At 65.5% G+C, this 17,665-nt stretch carries 16 protein-coding genes; 7 read left to right on the top strand and 9 right to left on the bottom strand.

The annotated features are described in order from the left end of the window. Positions 1-12: 12 nt before the first annotated feature. From KUV49_RS19985 to KUV49_RS19965, 5 genes are all read right to left on the bottom strand, one after another. Positions 13-3,117, bottom strand: a complete 3,105-nt coding sequence (locus tag KUV49_RS19985) for a formate dehydrogenase subunit alpha (RefSeq protein WP_222452658.1) — start codon at positions 3,115-3,117, stop codon at positions 13-15. Between the two features lie 116 nt (positions 3,118-3,233). Further along, positions 3,234-3,422 carry a ubiquinol-cytochrome c reductase iron-sulfur subunit N-terminal domain-containing protein gene (locus tag KUV49_RS19980; protein ID WP_222452657.1) on the bottom strand — a complete coding sequence of 63 codons (189 nt, stop codon included), beginning with the start codon at positions 3,420-3,422 and terminating at the stop codon, positions 3,234-3,236. A 41-nt stretch (positions 3,423-3,463) separates the two neighbouring features. After that, entirely contained in the window at positions 3,464-4,081 is a 618-nt protein-coding gene (locus KUV49_RS19975) for a molecular chaperone (protein WP_410000785.1), read from the bottom strand. Positions 4,082-4,098: 17 nt separating this feature from the next. Next, positions 4,099-4,731, bottom strand: a complete 633-nt coding sequence (locus KUV49_RS19970; protein WP_222452655.1) for a DUF3306 domain-containing protein — start codon at positions 4,729-4,731, stop codon at positions 4,099-4,101. Then, positions 4,728-5,294, bottom strand: coding sequence for a DUF3305 domain-containing protein (locus tag KUV49_RS19965; RefSeq protein ID WP_261391621.1), 567 nt, complete (start codon positions 5,292-5,294; stop codon positions 4,728-4,730). Before KUV49_RS19965 ends, KUV49_RS19970 begins: the two co-directional genes overlap by 4 nt. Before the next feature lie 357 nt (positions 5,295-5,651). Here KUV49_RS19965 and KUV49_RS19960 point away from each other — a divergent pair, with 357 nt between their 5' ends. Beyond that, complete coding sequence (locus tag KUV49_RS19960) at positions 5,652-7,610, top strand: 4Fe-4S binding protein (protein ID WP_222452654.1); 1,959 nt, start codon at positions 5,652-5,654, stop codon at positions 7,608-7,610. Here KUV49_RS19960 and KUV49_RS19955 read toward each other — a convergent pair. Further along, positions 7,604-8,356, bottom strand: a complete 753-nt coding sequence (locus KUV49_RS19955; protein WP_261391620.1) for a cytochrome c — start codon at positions 8,354-8,356, stop codon at positions 7,604-7,606. The two genes, KUV49_RS19960 and KUV49_RS19955, sit on opposite strands and share 7 nt — an antisense overlap. Before the next feature lie 72 nt (positions 8,357-8,428). Between KUV49_RS19955 and KUV49_RS19950 the strand changes: the two genes are divergently transcribed. Genes KUV49_RS19950 through KUV49_RS19935 form a run of 4 tightly spaced genes read left to right on the top strand, consistent with a single transcriptional unit; the run spans position 8,429 to position 10,888 of the window. Next, a complete protein-coding gene (locus KUV49_RS19950) occupies positions 8,429-8,620 on the top strand; it encodes a DUF6494 family protein (protein ID WP_152493481.1) in 192 nt (63 codons plus the stop codon). 2 nt (positions 8,621-8,622) lie between these two features. After that, positions 8,623-9,690, top strand: coding sequence for an iron-sulfur cluster carrier protein ApbC (apbC, locus tag KUV49_RS19945; protein WP_222452653.1), 1,068 nt, complete (start codon positions 8,623-8,625; stop codon positions 9,688-9,690). Continuing rightward, positions 9,687-10,412 carry a biotin/lipoate--protein ligase family protein gene (locus tag KUV49_RS19940; protein WP_222452652.1) on the top strand — a complete coding sequence of 242 codons (726 nt, stop codon included), beginning with the start codon at positions 9,687-9,689 and terminating at the stop codon, positions 10,410-10,412. Before apbC ends, KUV49_RS19940 begins: the two co-directional genes overlap by 4 nt. Further along, entirely contained in the window at positions 10,409-10,888 is a 480-nt protein-coding gene (locus KUV49_RS19935; RefSeq protein WP_222452651.1) for a DUF6505 family protein, read from the top strand. The genes KUV49_RS19940 and KUV49_RS19935 overlap by 4 nt, the downstream gene beginning before the upstream one ends. Before the next feature lie 102 nt (positions 10,889-10,990). Here the strand turns inward: KUV49_RS19935 and KUV49_RS19930 are convergent, their stop codons facing one another. Continuing rightward, the gene (locus tag KUV49_RS19930) at positions 10,991-12,421 is read right to left on the bottom strand and encodes an FAD-binding oxidoreductase (protein ID WP_222452650.1); all 1,431 of its coding nucleotides are present in this window, start codon (positions 12,419-12,421) and stop codon (positions 10,991-10,993) included. Positions 12,422-12,452: 31 nt separating this feature from the next. Beyond that, entirely contained in the window at positions 12,453-14,444 is a 1,992-nt protein-coding gene (locus KUV49_RS19925; RefSeq protein WP_222452649.1) for an AsmA family protein, read from the bottom strand. A gap of 101 nt (positions 14,445-14,545) precedes the next feature. On the opposite strand from KUV49_RS19925, the gene rimO reads away from it, so the two are divergent. Further along, entirely contained in the window at positions 14,546-15,940 is a 1,395-nt protein-coding gene (gene rimO, locus KUV49_RS19920) for a 30S ribosomal protein S12 methylthiotransferase RimO (RefSeq protein ID WP_222452648.1), read from the top strand. Positions 15,941-15,947: 7 nt separating this feature from the next. Here the strand turns inward: rimO and KUV49_RS19915 are convergent, their stop codons facing one another. Further along, positions 15,948-16,745 (bottom strand): hypothetical protein, encoded by a 798-nt coding sequence (locus KUV49_RS19915; protein ID WP_222452647.1) that lies wholly within the window; start codon positions 16,743-16,745, stop codon positions 15,948-15,950. Between the two features lie 167 nt (positions 16,746-16,912). Between KUV49_RS19915 and KUV49_RS19910 the strand changes: the two genes are divergently transcribed. Beyond that, positions 16,913-17,632 (top strand): DUF4336 domain-containing protein, encoded by a 720-nt coding sequence (locus tag KUV49_RS19910; RefSeq protein ID WP_222452646.1) that lies wholly within the window; start codon positions 16,913-16,915, stop codon positions 17,630-17,632. Positions 17,633-17,665 lie beyond the last annotated feature (33 nt).

The following is a 17,665-nucleotide window of genomic DNA, read 5'->3' as shown; positions in this document are numbered from 1 at the left end:
TCCATCTTCTCCTTATGCTGCTGAGATCTTGCAGAGAGTCGCCTTCGTCTCCTGCATCTGGGTTACCGAATCGTAGCCATATGTCTGGGCGGTGTTGGTGGATTCACCCAGGACATAGGGGTCGGCGCCATCGGGATACTTGCTCCGCTGGTCCTCCCCCTGGAAATGGCCGCCGAAGTGGAACGGCATGAAGGCCACGCCTTCGCCCACCCGGTTGGTCACCATGGCCATGACCTTGACCTTGCCGCCTTCGGGCCCTTCGACCCAGACCTGCTCGCCATCCCGCACACCAAGGTTGTTGGCGTCACGCGGGTTGATTTCCACGAACATGTCCTGCTGCAGCTCGGCCAGCCAAGGGTTCGACCGCGTCTCGTCGCCGCCGCCTTCGTACTCGACCAGACGACCGGATGTCAGGACAATCGGGAAGTCCTTCGAAAAGTCGTTCTTCTGGATCGAGGCATAAAGCGTCGGCAGGCGGTACGCGTGCCGGTCCTCGTAGGTCGGATAGTCCGCGACCAGATCGCGCCGCGACGTGTAGAGCGGCTCGCGGTGCAGCGGCACCGGGTCGGGGAAGGTCCACACCACCGCACGGGCCTTGGCGTTGCCGAAGGGCGCACAGCCGTGCTTGATCGCGACACGCTGGATACCGCCCGAAAGGTCGGTCTTCCAATTGACGGCCGAAACCTTGTCGTTGAAATCCGACGGGAAGGGCGACATCGCCTGTTCCCCGACTTCCTCGGAAGATCCCTGCTCGCCATTCGGCTGCGCCAGGTTCTGGGCCTCGGCGGTGTCCTGCACCTCCTCGGTCTGGTCGCCCTCGGTCGCGTTTTGTGCTTCCTCGCCGTCGTCCTGGTTGCCGACCGACGCGTCCTCGTCGATACCCTCGACTCCCGCGACACGGCCCATGACACGCTTCTCTTCCTCGGTCAGGTCACTGTCCCAACCCAGGTCGACAAGCATCTGGTAGGTGAACTCGGGATACCCGTCCTGGATTTCCGACCCGACGCTGTAGACGCCCTCGGCCAGCAGGTTGTCGCCCTCGTACTCCACACCGAAACGGGCGCGGAAGGTCAGGCCACCCTCGGCCACCGACTTCGACATGTCATAGAGGTTCGGCGTCCCGGGATGCTTCATCTCCGGCGTGCCCCAGCTTGGCCACGGCAGACCGTAATAGTCGCCATCAGCCGGACCGCCCACCGCCTTCAGCGTGGTGCGGTCGAACGTGTGCTGGTTCTCCATGTGCGTCTTCAGCCGTTCGGGTGATTGACCCGTGTAGCCGATCGTCCACATGCCGCGGTTGATCTCGCGCAGCGTGTCCTCGATGTTCGGCGTCACGCCGTCATCCTCGATACCGATATTGCGGAACATCCGGTCGTGGAAACCGAACTTCTGCGCGAAAAGACCGATGATCTCGTGGTCCGACTTCGATTCGAACAGCGGATCGACAACCTTTTCCCGCCACTGGATCGAGCGGTTGGACGCGGTGACCGAGCCATAGGTCTCGAACTGCGTGCAGGCCGGCAGCAGGTAGACGCCGTCGGTCCGGTCATGCAGCACGGCCGAAACCGTCGGATACGGGTCGACCACGACCAGCATGTCCAGCTGCTCCATCGCCGTCTTCATCTCCGTCATCCGGGTCTGGCTGTTCGGCGCGTGGCCCCACAGAACCATGGCACGCACCTTGTTGGGGTTGTCCATGTTCTCGGGGTCTTCCAGAACGCCGTCGATCCAGCGGCTGACGGGGATGCCCGACAGGTTCTGCAGGCTGGTATCCTTGCCATCCTTGGTCTTGGTGGTGACGAACCGTCCGGCCAGCCATTCGGGATCTTCACCCCAAACACGGGCCCAGTGGCCCCAGGCGCCCGCCGACAGACCGTAATAGCCCGGCAGCGTGTGGCTCAGAACACCAAGGTCGGTCGCGCCCTGCACGTTGTCGTGGCCGCGGAAGATGTTGGTGCCGCCGCCGCTCGTGCCCATGTTGCCAAGGGCCAGCTGCAGGATGCAGTAGGCGCGGGTGTTGTTGTTGCCGTTGGTGTGCTGGGTGCCGCCCATGCACCAGATCACGGTGCCCGGACGGTTGTTGGCCAGGGTGCGCGCCACGCGCTCCAGCTGGCTGCCCGGCGTGCCGGTGACACGCTCGACTTCCTCGGGCGTCCACTTGGCGACTTCGTCCTTGATCTGGTCCATCCCCCAGACGCGGGTGCGGATGAACTCCTTGTCCTCCCAGCCGTTCTCGAAGATGTGCCACAGGATACCCCAGACCAGCGCCACGTCGGTACCCGGACGGAACCTGACATACTCGTCCGCGTGGGCGGCCGTGCGCGTAAAGCGCGGGTCGCACACGATCAGCGGTGCGTTGTTCTGTTCCTTGGCCTTCAGCACGTGCAGCAGGCTGACGGGGTGTGCTTCCGCCGGGTTGCCGCCGATGATGAAGATCGCCTGGGAATTGTGGATGTCGTTGTAGCTGTTGGTCATCGCGCCGTAGCCCCAGGTGTTTGCGACACCTGCAACCGTGGTCGAGTGACAGATACGGGCCTGGTGGTCCACGTTGTTCGTGCCCCAGTAGGCGGCGAACTTGCGGAACAGGTAGGCCTGTTCGTTGTTATGCTTGGCCGAGCCCAGCCAGTAGACGCTGTCCGGGCCGCTTTCGTCCCGGATCGACATCATGCCGTCGCCGATCTCGTTGATCGCCTGTTCCCAGCTGATGCGCTTCCACTCGCCGCCCTCTTTCTTCATCGGGTATTTCAGGCGGCGCTCGCCATGGGCGTGCTCGCGCACCGATGCGCCCTTGGCACAGTGGGCGCCCAGGTTGAACGGGCTGTCCCAGCCGGGCTCCTGGCCCACCCAGACGCCGTCGCTCACCTCGGCCACGACCGTGCAGCCGACCGAGCAGTGCGTGCAAACCGATTTCACCGTGTTGACCGCCGCGTTCGCCGCGGCCGCTGCGTTGGCCCGGGTGACAGTGCCCCCCGTCGCCCCGATGGCAGCCAGGCCACCGATGGCCAGGCCGGAACCGCGCAGGAACGCGCGGCGGTCGATGGTCTTTCCCCCGACCTCAGACAGGATACTTGTCCGCTGGGGGCGTCGCGCAACCCCGTTGGTCTTTTTCCTAAGCATGTTTCTCTCTCCTCCCGAGCTCTCCCGATTGGGATTGCTGGGTACTAAGGTTATCCACCGACAGTCGGGCGTCCCGCAACCAGTCGCCGGCAGGTCAAGTGATCACGTCCGGTTCGTCAGAACCGGGCGCTATCGAAGTATGCGCGCGTATGCGCGGTGTCCTGCATCTTGTCCGATGACAGGTCCGGTTCCGCCGCCTCGGCAGTGCCGGTGCCGGCTGCCGTTGCGACCGCGACCGCGGGCGCGCCCGCGGCGGCCATCTTCAGAAAATCGCGCCGGCTGTTGCCTTGCGTTTTCTCGCTCATGAGAGTCCTCCTCTCTGGTGAGGGCAGGTCACCCTGCCGGTTCATGCGGATCCCTCCGCGCTCATCCGGAAACCTTCGGTCTCGATCTCCATGAACACCCGGCCGACAGCGCCGACCGAGGCATAGAGAACCGAGTTCTTCGCAGCCTCCAAATCCGTGAAAAAATGCCCGGCCCAGGGGCCGATATGCGTGTTGAAGAAGGTCTTCTGATTGGCCAGCGTCGCGGGTTTGCCGAAGCGCCCGGTGATCAGCCCGCCCATCATCTCCATCAGCGACGCGATGTTGTCCTCGGGCTCATAGACGTTCTGCGCCCGGGTCATGCCCCGCGCCGCCATGTCCCGCCGCAGGCTCGCCAGCGGCTTTTCGTTCAGGAACCCGGTCAGGTAATAGCTGGCATAGGGCAAAAGCTCGCCCCGCCCCAGCCCGATGAACAGCGCGTTGAACTCCCGCTCCACCGCCTGCGGCCTGGTGTGCCTGGCGATGCGCGACAGCGCCGCGACAGCAACGCCAAGGTCGGTCTCGTTGTCGCCCGACAGCCCGGAAGTCTGCGCCAGAAGCGCCTCGGAGGGCGGCCCTGCCAGAAGCACGCCCAGAAAATCGTAGAGATCGGCACGCAGCCGGTCTTCCTCGGCAATCTGGGACCGGATGTCTGTCATCATGACCGCCTCCTGGTTGCTCATGTCGTGTTCTCGCTTGCATCGTCGAAGGTGAAGTGCATACGCCGGCGCGGCGGCGGCGCGTACGTGTCCGCCTCTGCCGCGGCAGGCTCGTAAGTGTAGCTGTAGACCGGCTCGGCCTCGGCCATCTCGACCGCTTTTGCGGTTTCGGCGCCGGGTTCCGGCGCGCCGGTTTCGTCTTCGGCCTCACCCTCGGCATCGCTCTCGGCCATGGCCGTCAGGGCCTCCGCCTCGCGGGCCAGCTTCTGCACATGGGTCAACATGCCCTTGCCCACCTGATAGGCGGTCTGCATGTTCTCGATCACCATCGCCTTGTCGGTGAAATCCTCGCCGTAATCCAGAAGCCCGTCGAGATTGGCCAGCGCCGGGTTCGTGCCCCAAAGCCGACGCAACGCCCAGCGGCGGATGCGGTCCGGCACGGCCTCGGCCATGAAGGCGCTGAAATCGTCGCCCTTGTCCAACGTGTCCGGATCGGGCAGGCCCAGCAGCTCCAGCACCTCGGCGTCGCTCTTTTCCTCCAGCGACGCGCGCGCCTCGACCCGCTTCGCCTCTTCGCGCGCCCGACTCTCGGCGGCATCCTCCGCCGCCACCCGCGCCTTGCGGCGCGACCAGAAATCCTCGCGTGCGCTCATTGCATCCGCCCTTTCCGCCGCAGCGTGGGCGAGCGGTAGATGTCGCGCTGCTGCACGATACGCGGGTCACCGATCCCGTCCACATGCGCGTCTACCTTGACCTTGTCGCGGCGGCGTTTCTTGAATTCTTCCTCGACATGGTAGGTCTCGACGAAATCCCGGACCCAGGCGATCAGGCCTTCGGGCATCGGGATCTTCTCCACGATATCCTCGCCATTGTCCTCGTAATCCTGCGCCTCATAGGGCGAGGCCGTCACCAGCACTGCCTCCATCGGACAATCACCGCCCGTCTTGCGAAAGACCGCGTAAACCGAGGGGACCTGTGCCGACAGGCCGTGCAGATAGCTTTCGGTCTCGGCACCGTGCAGCTCAAGCGTCATGGTCGCCGCGTGGTATTCGGTGATATCGCCTTCCTCGCGCAGCACGCGCCACGCGGCGGGGCCGGCCCCGGGCAGGACGGCAACCGCCCTCCACGCCCACGCAGCCCAGCGCGTCACGCCCGGCGTGCGGCGCATGACGATCCCCAAAGGCATAGTGGCGTACATGTCCGGATTGTGGATCATGTGTGGCTGGTATCCTCCCGATAACTTATCCTGAGCCAACTGCACCGGCGTCTCAAAGAAAAAAAGCATGCAATTGTGGACGGAGCGCAAATCTGGACAATTTGGGTAGCCACGGACAGGATTCGAAAGAACGACGGACAGAATGTCCGGACAAGAAAAATGGTCGGGTTTCCCGCTTGCAACGGCGTCGCGAAGGGCAGAAGAATCGAAGGCCAGACGCCCCCTATTCCTGACCATGCTTGTCGGGAAAAGCGGCGCGAGGCCCGTGCAGGTTCACGAGGAGGGACCCGCATTGCAATCCATAAGCTCGTCGTGCGGCGTCGTCTCGCGGCCAGCCAGTGAAAGCCGGGGCAAACAATGACTAAGCAATTGATTCTGTGCAATTGTGCGGGCTCGCAAGAGATCGACAAGGACGCGCTCGAAGCGGCCACCGGCCTCACCTGCAGCGCGGTGCATTCCGGCCTCTGCACCACCCAGACCGACGCCACGGCACAGGCCATCGCGTCGGGCGACTCCGTCCTCTGCTGTCGCCAGGAACAGCGCCTCTTTGCGGAACTGGCCGCCGAACTGGACATGCCCGCGCCGCCCGTCACCGACCTGCGCGACAGGGCCGGATGGTCCGACGACCCCGCCGGCAAACTACCCAAAATGGCCGCCCTTCTGGCCGAGGCCACCTTGGACGTGCCCTCGGGCAAATCCGTCGACGTCATGTCCGAAGGCCTGTGCCTGATCATCGGCCCCTCCGGCACCGTTCTGCCCGCCGCCGACAAGCTCAAGGATATCCTCGGCGTGACCGCCCTGCTGACAGACGACGCGGACGCGCCCGACCCTGCGGGCTATGACGTCATTCGCGGCACCCTGAAACGCGCCATCGGCGCATTGGGCGGCTTCTCTGTCCAGATCGACGCGCTGCAACAGGTCGATCCCTCGGGCCGGGGCGCCTTGACATGGACCGCCCCACGGGACGGTGCGCGCACCGAATGCGACGTCATCCTCGACCTGACCGGCGGCACCCCGCTCTTTCCCGCCCCGCAAAAGCGCGAGGGCTACCTGCGCCCCGATCCCGGCAGCATGACGGCGGTGGCCGACGCGATACTCGAGGCCAGCCAGCTGATCGGCACCTTCGAAAAGCCGCTTTACGTCGCGGTCGAGCCGCTGATCTGCGCCCATTCCCGCGCCCAGCAGACCGGCTGCACCAACTGCCTGGATGTCTGCCCCACCGGCGCGATTTCCCCGGCAGGCGAGCATGTCACCGTCGACCCGATGATCTGCGCCGGCTGCGGCGCGTGCTCGGCGCTCTGCCCTTCCGGCGCCATCTCCTACGACGCGCCCTCGCCGGCCACGCTCTTCCGCCGCATCCAGACGCTGGCCTCGACCTTCCGCAAGGCCGGCGGCACCGCCCCGCGCCTCTTGGTCTGCGACGACAGCCACGGCCAGCAGATGATCAGCCTCGCCGCCCGCTATTCGCGCGGCCTGCCCGCCGACGTGATCCCGCTGGAAGTGCCCGCGCTCTCGGGCTTCGGCCATGCCGAGATGCTGGCGGCCCTCGCCTCGGGCTTTGCGGACGTGACGATCCTGCTGTCGCCCACCACCGAACGCGACGCGCTCGACCGCGAAATCCCGCTCGCCCGCGCCATCGCGGGCGAGAACCGCGTGACGCTCCTCGACGTGGCCGAGCCCGACGCGCTTTGCAACGCGCTCTACACCGACACGGCCCGCCCCGATCCGGTGGCCGAGCCCGTCCTGCCCATGGGCAGCCGCCGTCAGGTCACGCGCCTTGCCGCCAAGGCCCTGCACGGGGACGACACAGTCCTGCCCCTGCCCGACGACGCGCCCTATGGCGCCGTTCTGGTCGACACCGACGCCTGCACGCTCTGCCTTTCCTGCGTCTCGCTCTGCCCCTCCGGCGCGCTCGTGGAAAACCCCGACCGCCCCGAGTTGCGCTTCCAGGAAGACGCCTGCCTGCAATGCGGCCTCTGCGCCAATATCTGCCCTGAGGACGCCATCGGCTACGAGCCGCGCCTGAACCTGCGCGACGAAGCCATGGGCCAGGTCGTTCTGAACGAGGAAGAACCGGCCCAGTGCATCGAATGCGGTGTGCCCTTCGGCGTGAAATCCACCATCGACCGGATCACCGAGAAACTGGCGGGCAATCACTCCATGTTCGGCTCCGAGTCAGCCGCGCGGCTGATCCAGATGTGCGACGACTGCCGCGTGAAGGCGCAGTTCCATTCAAAGGACAACCCCTTCGCGGGCGGCGAGCGTCCGCAGGTGCGCACCACCGACGACTATTTCTCGAAACGCCGGGATCACTGATGCTCGATCGGCGCCCCGAGGTCGGCCGGCTTCACGCCGGCCACGTAGGCCAGGATCGCCTGCAAGTCGTCTATGGTGATCTCCATGGGCGCGATCGGCGACGGACGGTTGATCGGAAACGGCTCGGTCACGTCCTCGACCTGGGTAAAGGCCGGGTGCGGGTTGAGGATATAGAAGGTCTGAAAGCGCCGGTCCCAGTCCGCCATCGCCCGCAGCACGGCAAAACTGGGGGTCGAGGCCATGGCATTCATCCGCGTCGCCTCGCTCACCGCGTGGCACCGGGCGCAATGCGCCACCGACAGGTCATGCCCAAGCCCCGCATCCCCGTCGAAACTGACCTCGGCCACCTCCTGCGCGTCCTCCTTTGGCAGGCCGAACGGCGCCGCGCCCCCGACCTCGTAACTGGTTACCGTGCGCTGGCCGATCTCGGAGGTCAGCCAATCGGCAAAGCTCACCGCCCCTTCATGGCTGGGCGTGTTGATCTGCATCCGCCACTTGGCGTGCGGCCCGTCGAAGACGCGCGGCCCCTCGGCATCGGGCGCCAGCAGGATATCCGCGCCCTCGTCCAGGTCCACGATGTCGACCCTGACCCCGGTCTTCAGCGAAAAACGCGGCAACACATAGTCCAGAAGCCCGCTTTCGGTCAGCGCCGGTGGCGCCCCAAGGCGAAAATCCTCCGCTGCGCGGCCTTCTGCGGTGGACATCCCGAGACAGACCACCACAATCAGACCGAACAGGGTTAACATTTGCCCGCGCATGGCCCAAGCCTAGAAAGCACGCGGGCCGCGCGTCAACACTCTTGGAAAAAGGAGAGTAAAATGAGCGACGATTTCAACATGTCCATGCGCAAGTTCCTCAAGCAGGTCGGCGTGACCTCGCAGCAGGCCATCGAGGACGCCATGCGCAATACCGACGGCACCGAGGGCAAGACGTTCGAGGCCAAGGTCGTACTGACCGTGGACGGTCTCGATGTCGAACACGTGGTCACCGGCACGATCAAGGGCGGCTGAACGTGACGGCAACAAGGGAAAGCGTGCTCGCCGCGCTGAAAAACGTGAAAGACCCAGGCACGGGCGACGACATCGTGTCAGCGGGCGTGACCCGCGGGCTCAATGTCGAGGGCGGCACCGTCCGCTTCGTGCTCGAAATCGACCCCGCCAAGTCGAAAGCCTACGAGCCGATCCTGGCCGAGGCGCAGGAGGCCGTGCGCGGTGTAAGCGGCGTGACCGAGGTCTCCGCCGTGCTGACCGCCCATTCCGCCAAGGCGCCGCCGGACCTCAAGGCCAAGGCCAAACCCGCGGAACCGCAGGGCCCGCAACGCGTGCCCGGCGTCGACCACATCATCGCCATCGCCTCGGGCAAGGGCGGCGTGGGCAAGTCGACCGTGTCGGCCAATCTCGCCTGCGCGCTGGCCGCCGAGGGCCGCCGCGTCGGCCTTCTGGATGCCGATGTCTACGGCCCCTCCCAGCCCCGGATGCTGGGCGTCTCGGGCCGGCCCGCCTCGCCGGATGGCAAGACCATCCTGCCGATGCGCAATCACGGCGTCACCATGATGTCTCTGGGCCTGATGACCAACGAGGATCAGGCCGTGGTCTGGCGCGGCCCGATGCTGATGGGGGCGCTGCAGCAGATGCTGATGCAGGTGCAATGGGGCGCGCTCGACGTGCTGATCGTCGATCTGCCGCCCGGCACCGGCGACGTGCAGATGACGCTGGCGCAAAAGGCGCACGTGGACGGTGCCATCATCGTCTCCACGCCCCAGGACGTGGCGCTTCTGGATGCCCGCAAGGGGATCGACATGTTCAACCAGCTCAAGGTGCCGACCCTCGGCATGATCGAGAACATGTCGACGCATATCTGCTCCAATTGCGGGCACGAGGAACACGTCTTCGGCCATGGCGGCGTCGCCGCCGAGGCGCAGAAGATGGGTGTGCCCCTGCTGGCCGAGGTGCCCTTGCATATCGACATCCGCATGGCCTCGGACGGCGGCGCGCCCATCGTGGTGTCCAAGCCCGACGCGCCCCAGTCGCAGGCCTTCCGCGACATCGCGCGGGCGCTGGTGGCACAGGGCGTGGCATGACGCGCGACCCTGCCTTCCCGCCCCTGATGCAGGGCCACGCCGTGGACGCGGGCATCGACCCGTTCGAAAAGGCCTGCGCCATGGCGGCGCTCGGCTGCGACGCCGGCACCATCGTGCATAACGTGGGCGCCAACCGGCTGGCCGCGGCGCTGATCATGGCGCCCGAGGTGGCGCTGGAACAGGCGATGGCGATGCTGCCCACCTGCGGCGTCGGCTTTCAGAACGCGCTCGGCGCCATCGCCCCGCCCGAGGTGGCGGTGCACCTGGAATGGGCCGGGGGCCTGCGCGTCAACGGCGCTTCCTGCGGCCGCCTGCGCACGATGGCCGGCACGACCGACCCCGCCGCCATGCCGGGCTGGCTGGTGGTGGGGCTGGAATTGCCGTTGATGCTGACCGACGCCGTGCCGGGCGACGCCCCCGACCGCACCGCGCTTTACGAGGAAGGCTGCGCGGATGTGGATCCGGTCGCCCTGCTGGAAGGCTGGGCGCGTCACACGCTCGTGTGGATCACCCGCTGGGAAGACGAAGGCCCCCGCGCCCTGCATTCTGAATGGCGCGGCCTCGCCCACGGGATCGGCGAGGAGATCACCATCGACGGCCCCGACTCAACCAAATTGGCCGGCACCTTCATGGGCGTCGACGAAAACTTCGGAATGCTGCTGCGGACAGGGGGCGACACCCGCCTCATCCCGCTCAGCACCGTGCTGGAGACGGACACATGAAACTCGCCCGCGCCATCCATTTCGACGAAAGCGACACCCGCGTCTATCCCTCGCCCGCCCGCACCGGCGAATGGTGCATCTCGGGCGGGTTCGAGTTTTCCAACTGGTCCGAGGCCGACCTCTCGGGCAAACAGCGCCAGGCGTTCTCGAACGGCTGGCTGGGGCTGGAAACCTTCGGCCGCGTGACCTTCGTGGCCGTCACGCAGATCGAAGAGCCCGAACGCGCCGCCCTGACTGACGCGCTGGCGCAGCATTTCGTCTCGGTCTACGGCGCCCCCGACATCGACGCCGCCCGCCCGGTGGCCGCGGATGAAATCGCCCAGATGATCGAGATGTGCGACGACCACGACCCCAACACGCTCCTGACCGTCGCGCGCGAACTCACCGAGGCCGGCGTGCGCGAAACCTACCGCGCCATCGCCGCGCAGGATGCCGGGCTGGAACAGTTCGCCATCCACGGCAGCCTCGACGAGTGATGCGGCCAGGAACCTGAGGCGCACCCGGGGCCACCGTCTCCATCGCGCATCCAACCGAAGAAGACGCAGGGCGACGTCACTACTTTTTCTTGCTGAAAATACTCAATTCCCATCCGGCGGCAGCCTGAGGATCGCGCCGGGATTCAGGATGCCCTTCGGATCCAGCGCCGCCTTGATCGCGCGCATCGCCGCCAGTTTCGCCGGATCGCCATAGCGCTCCAGGTCATCGACCTTCAGCCGCCCGATCCCGTGCTCGGCCGACACCGATCCGTCCATCTCGTGCACCAGGTCATGCACCAGCCGCTTGATCGCGTCGCGCTGGCCCGTATAGCCGTCGCGCGCCTCGCCCTTGGGCGGAAACACGTTGTAATGCAGGTTTCCGTCGCCCAGATGCCCGAAGCAGTTGATCCGGAACGGGCCCAGCTCCTTCAGCGCCGCATTGCCCCCGTCGATGAAACCCGGCACCGCGCTCAGCGGCAGGGAAATGTCATGGCTGCCGATCGCGCCGATCCGCCTGTTCGCCTCGGGGATCGTCTCGCGCACCTCCCAGAATTCCTGCCGCTGCGCCTCGGACTGCGCGATCATCCCGTCGCTGACCAATCCCGCCTCCGCCGCCTCGACGAACAGCGCCTCCAGCGCCGCCGCCGGGTCCAGCCCCTTGGCCAACCCGATGTCGATCAACACGAACCACTCGGGCGGCTCGGCGAAGGGCAGGCGCATGTCCGGCATCGTCTCGGCTAGGAACTCCAGGCCCGCCCTGTGCATCAGCTCGAACGCCGAGACGCCCTCGCCCATGTGATCGCGCGCCATCGACAGCAGGCCCAGCGCCGCCTCGGGGCTGTCCACCACCATCAGCGCCGTCCCTTCCCCGGCGGGCTTGGGAAACAGCTTCAGCGCCGCCGCGGTGATCACCCCCAGCGTGCCTTCGGACCCGATCAGCAGGTTGCGCAGGTCATAGCCGGTGTTGTCCTTCCTCAGCCGCTTCAGCCCGTGCCAGATCGTGCCGTCCGGCAGCACCGCCTCCAGCCCCAGGCAGAGGTCCCGCGCATTGCCATAGCGCAGCACGTTTACCCCGCCCGCATTTGTGGCCAGGTTGCCGCCGATCCGCGCACTGCCCTTGGCGGCGAGAGACAACGGAAACAGCCGGTCCACCGCCTCCGCCTCGGCATGGATGTCCTGCAGGATCGCGCCCGCCTCGACCACCATCACGTTCTCCTCGGGCCAGACCCCGCGCACGGCCCGCATCCGCTCAAGGCTCAGCAGCACGGGGACCGGACCCTCGGGCGACAATTGCCCCCCGACCAGCCCGGTGCCGCCGCCATAGGGTACCAACGGCACTGACGCCTCGGCGCAGGCACGCACCACGGCCGCGGCCTCCTCGGTGCTGCCGGGTGCCACCAGCACGCCCGCCCGTCCCTTCCAGCGTCCGCGCGGCTCTTCCAGGTAGGACGGCATCACTTCGCGGAACGCCGCCTCTGGCAACGTGGCGCGCAGCTGCGCGATGAAGTCTTCTGTCACGGAATTCAATGTCATGCCCGGCTCCTAGGCTGCGGTTCCGCCAGCGTCAATCGAACAGCTTCAGCAGGCCGCGCTCCAGCTCGTCCTCCAGCGCATCCTTCGCCGCATCCTCCAGCGACTGGCCCTCCTGCCGCTCGATTCCCAGCTGCTTCTCGACCTCGCGCTCGATCTCGTCCCGCGCCTGCCGCTCCAGTTCCTTCTTCTCTTCCTTGAAGTTGAGGTCAATCGCCGCTTCCAGGTCCGGTGTGATCTTCGGGTTGGCCCACGGCCCCCGGATTTTCACCGGAATCGCCAGCCCGTCGCGGCTTCCCCCATCCAGCAGGCGCGGCGTGAAGAGATAGTCGATGTCCCGCGCCCCAAGCCCCACGCGCCCTTCGCCCGCGGCACTCGCCTGCGGCAGTTTCAGCGCCAGGTCGTCGTTGAACAGGTTGCCCTCGTCCATCGTGAACGTTGCGCTCAACGTATCGAACACCGTCGTGCCCCCAGTGCCGCTGCCCGACCGCATCAGCCGGTCCAGATCGAAGCCAGAGATCACGCCCCGCCCGGTCTTGAACGCGCCGCCGCCGCTCAGCGAATTCATGATCGCATGCACGCTTTCACCGACGCCCAGGAAATCCACCTCTCCATCGGCCTTCGCCTCGAAGCGCGAGATGTCCATCGCGTCATCCAGAAAAGTCTTCAGGTTGATCCCCGTGGCGATCATGTCGCCACCCACCGACAGGCCGGAACGGTTGTTCATCACGAATTGCCCGGTGATCAGCCCGTCATACGCCCGCACCTCGCGCAGCCCGAAGACCAGCCGCGAACGGTCCAGCGTCGCCAGTGTCCGAACCGTGCCCAGCTTGAAATCACCGAGGTCGATGCTGTCGGCGACCAGCGCGAACTCTCCGTTCACGGCCCCCAGGCCCGAGGCGTTGATCGGTGCCCTGGACCATCCGTCATCCGCCGCGCCACCACTGCCGCCGTTGCCAGTGGCGCCCCTGTTGCCGCTGCCCTTTCCGCCCCCGGCGTCGTCGGCGCTCAGCCCGGTCAGGTCCAGCGCCCCGGCGTTCAGTTGGACATTCAGGCGCGGCCTGTCCTCGCTCAGGTCCACGTCCGCAGCCCCGGTCAAGCGGTTGGCATCCAGCCCTAGCGCCGTGTTGCGCAGCGACAGCCGGTCGTCCTTGAACGTCAGGTCCGTCTTCAGCGTCGCGGCCCGGCCCAGCCCCTCGGGGATGTCCATCGGTCCCTGACCGATCAGTGTCATGAACTCCGACGTGCTCTCCAGGTCCGCGGTCAGCTTGCCCGCCACCTCCGGCGCCGCCCCCGCACGCCCGGCAAAGCTGGCCGTGCCTGCCTTGGTCGTAATCTGCGCCTGCACGTCGGACACGCCGCCATCTATGAAATGCCCCACGCGGTCCAGCGTGCCGGATATCTCCACCACCTCGCCGCCGGGGCGCAATGTCAGGTCGAAATCCGCCGCGCCGTCGTAATCCGGCCACCGCAAATCGAAATCCACGCCCGACTGGCGCACGGTGGTCCCGTCCACATCATCGACATACACCAAAGAGGCATTCTCGATCAGCGCCCGGTCCAGTGTCAGCGACAGCCGGTTCGACCGCGCCGGTGCCCCACCGCCGTCGCTCTGGCCCTGGCCCGACGGCGCCACGCCTTCGACGTTCAGCTCCCAGTTGACCCGGCCATCGCTGGCGCGGCGCAGGTTGATCTGCGGGCCCACCGCCTCCAGCCCCGTGATGCGGATATCGCCGCCGAACAACGCCTGCGGCTCGACCCCGATCTTCAGGCTTTGGGCCTGAAACATCGGCGTCTCGCCGGCCCAGTCCGCATTGGCGACCGTGACCGCGCCGGTGCTGACCCCGAGGATCGGCCAGAAACTGATCGTGGTCTCGCCGCTCATCGTCACCTGACGACCCGTCATGCGGCTCAGCTGGTCCGCCGCGATGCCCGCGATCCGCTCGCCCGGCAGGAAAAACACCGCCGCGACGACCAGAACCGCCGCCGCCAGCACGATCATGAAAAGGCGAATGAGCCACCGCATCCTGCTCTCCGTTCTTTTCCCTGCAGACTAGGCGCAGGCCTCGCGCCCAACAACAGCTTTTCCGCTTTATCGGTTGGGCTTTGAGGACTATATCGCGCCGCATGAGCACCAACCCACCCGATCTGCGCCCCGACCTCGCGCGCGCCCGCGTCACCGAGACGCCCCGCAAGGGCCAGCCGGTGATCGGCATGGTGTCGCTGGGCTGCCCAAAGGCGCTGGTCGACAGCGAACGCATCCTGACCCGCCTGCGGGCCGAGGGCTACGGCATCTCGCCCGACTATTCCGGGGCCGACGCGGTGATCGTGAACACCTGCGGCTTTCTCGACAGCGCCAAGGCCGAAAGCCTCGACGCCATCGGCGAGGCGCTTTCCGAGAACGGTCGCGTCATCGTCACCGGCTGCCTGGGGGCCGAGCCGGAGTACATCACCGGCACGCATCCCCGGGTTCTGGCCGTGACAGGCCCGCACCAGTATGAACAGGTGCTCGACGCGGTGCACACCGCCGTGCCGCCCAGCCCCGACCCCTTTATCGACCTTCTGCCCGAGGCGGGGGTGAAACTGACCCCCCGCCATTACAGTTACCTCAAGATTTCAGAGGGCTGTAACCACAAGTGCAAGTTCTGCATCATCCCCGACATGCGCGGACGCCTCGCCTCGCGCCCCGGCCACGCCATCCTGCGCGAGGCCGAGAAACTGGTCGGGAACGGCGTGCGCGAACTGCTGGTTATTTCCCAGGATACAAGCGCTTACGGGCTGGACCGCAAGTATGACGTGAACCCGTGGAAGGACGGCGACCTGCGCAGCCATATCGTCGATCTGTCCCGCGCGCTGGGGCAGCTCGGCGCGTGGGTCCGGCTGCATTACGTCTATCCATACCCCCATGTGCGCGAGCTCATCCCGCTTATGGCCGACCCGGAAAATGGCGTCCTGCCCTATCTCGACATCCCGTTCCAGCACGCCCACCCGGACGTCCTGAAACGCATGGCGCGCCCCGCCGCGGGGGCGAAAACCCTCGATGAAATCGCCGCCTGGCGCGCGATCTGCCCCGATCTGACGCTGCGGTCGACCTTCATCGTCGGCTATCCCGGCGAAACCGAGGCCGAATTCCAGACCCTGCTCGACTGGCTGGACGAGGCACGGCTCGACCGCGTCGGCTGCTTCAAATACGAGAATGTCGAGGGCGCCCGCTCGAACGACCTGCCCGACCACGTACCCGAAGAGGTCAAGCAGGACCGCTGGGATCGCTTCATGGAAAAGGCACAGGCCATTTCTGTGGATAAACTGGCCGCCAAGGTCGGATCCGTGCAAGACGTCATCGTCGACGATATCGACGAGGACCGCGTCGCCACCTGCCGCACCAAGGCGGATGCACCGGAAATCGACGGCTGTCTCTTCATCGACGAGCACACCGAGGGCCTGAACGTGGGCGAGATCGTCACCGTCGAGGTGGACGAGGCTGGCGAATACGACCTCTGGGGAAGGTGGATCCGAAATTAACCGGACACTATTTTGCGTTCAGCTTGTCAAATACCTCATAACCTTGTTTTGTCAGCGTAAAATCGCCGCTGAAGCCTTCGCTGATGAGCCTTTTGCGCTTCAGATCAGCCAAAGCTGATTGAGTCTCGACGCCGAGGCGTATGGATGTAAAATTAGGCGTTGATGATGCAACACTTTCCACATAGCTCTCAGTTCTAACTAAGTCTGAGGCGTCAAGTCCGCCTTGTTCCTTTTCACCAAGAGCCTTTATGATAGCTGTCTCAAATTGAGACATTTGACTTATCAACGCGTTGATTGGACCTCCATCAGTCAAAGACGTGGTTCCGCGTTCTCTTTCAGTCTCCAGCTCCTCAATTAATTGATCATCGTCCAATTCCTCAGCCTCCTGCTTGCGACGCGCAGCAGCTATCTGTCTTTTTTCGCGCGCGTCTTCCAACGCAGCTTTTGCGCTTTCCTCCTCAGCTGATTTTTTGAATTCTTCTATGCGGTGCTCGCGGGAAGAATCACCTTGCATTCGCTTGAGCCTCGACGATGGCGATCTGGCAAGCCACGCTCCGAACAACTTCAGCCATGGAGCGGCAAACGCTAGCCCAACGCCGACTAACAATGGCCACCAGAACAAGGAACATTCATCCGTGTTTTCGTCGAAAAACTTGAACTTTTCAGTTACCTTGACTTCCGCGAATACGAGATAGAACAAAGGCTTCCAGTTGTAGATTACGAATACGATGGCTACAGAACCCAAGAAAGGGCTCCGAATGCGATCGTCCCAAGCCTTTGCGAGGTCCTTTAAGAATTCCGTCATTGATCAATCCATTATTAAAATCTGCGATATGATAGGAAAAACCCAAGCCTAAGCAAACAGAAGCAAAACAAAACAATTGAGTTCGTAGGCTCCAAAATAATCAAGATGAACGAAGCCGGCGAATACGACCTCTGGGGTCAAATCGCAAAAAGCTGAGGCACCCCGCCATGCCGCTGGAAAAGATCGACGACAACATCTGGCTGGCCGAGGGCGGGATCGTCAGCTTCTACGGCCTGCCCTATCCTACCCGCAGCATCATCATCCGCCTGCCGGGCGGCGACCTCTGGGTCTGGTCGCCGGTCGCGCTGACCGATGCGCTGCGGCAGGCGGTCGATGCGCTCGGGCCCGTGGCGCATCTCCTCAGTCCCAATCCGATCCATCATCTCTACCTGTCGGACTGGCAGCGGGCCTTTCCCGACGCCGCGCTCTGGGGTCCGCCGGGCACGATCGCCAAGCGCCCCGACCTTGCCTTCACCGGCGCGCTGGGCGACACCCCGCCGCCCGCCTGGGACGGGGTGATCGACCAATGGCACCTGCAGATCGGGCGCCGCTTCAGCGAGGTCGTCTTCTTCCACCGTCCGTCCCGCACCGCCATCCTGACCGACACCAGCGAGGCGTTCGACCACGACTTCCTGCATCGCCACTGGTCGCGCTGGCAACGCGGAATCGCCCGGCTTCTCGGCATCACCGAGGATCCGGGGCGCGCGCCCCTCGACCTGCGCCTGCTCAGCCTGCCGCGCCGCGCCGCGCTGCGCAACCGGGTCCAACAGCTGATCCACAGCGCGCCGCAACGCGTCATCATGGCCCATGGCGCGTGGCAACGCACGGACGGCGCGGCCTGGCTCGCCCGGTCTTTCAGCTGGCTGGGTGTCACCCCGCCCGGTTGAGGCCGGCCAATGACGCACGCGTGTCCGTCACGG

It is taken from the genome of Roseovarius atlanticus (assembly GCF_019802205.1).
GTDB classification, from domain to species: Bacteria; Pseudomonadota; Alphaproteobacteria; order Rhodobacterales; family Rhodobacteraceae; genus Roseovarius; species Roseovarius atlanticus_A.
Note: the sequence above shows the minus strand (reverse complement) of the source record. Positions and strands in the feature narration are given on the sequence as shown.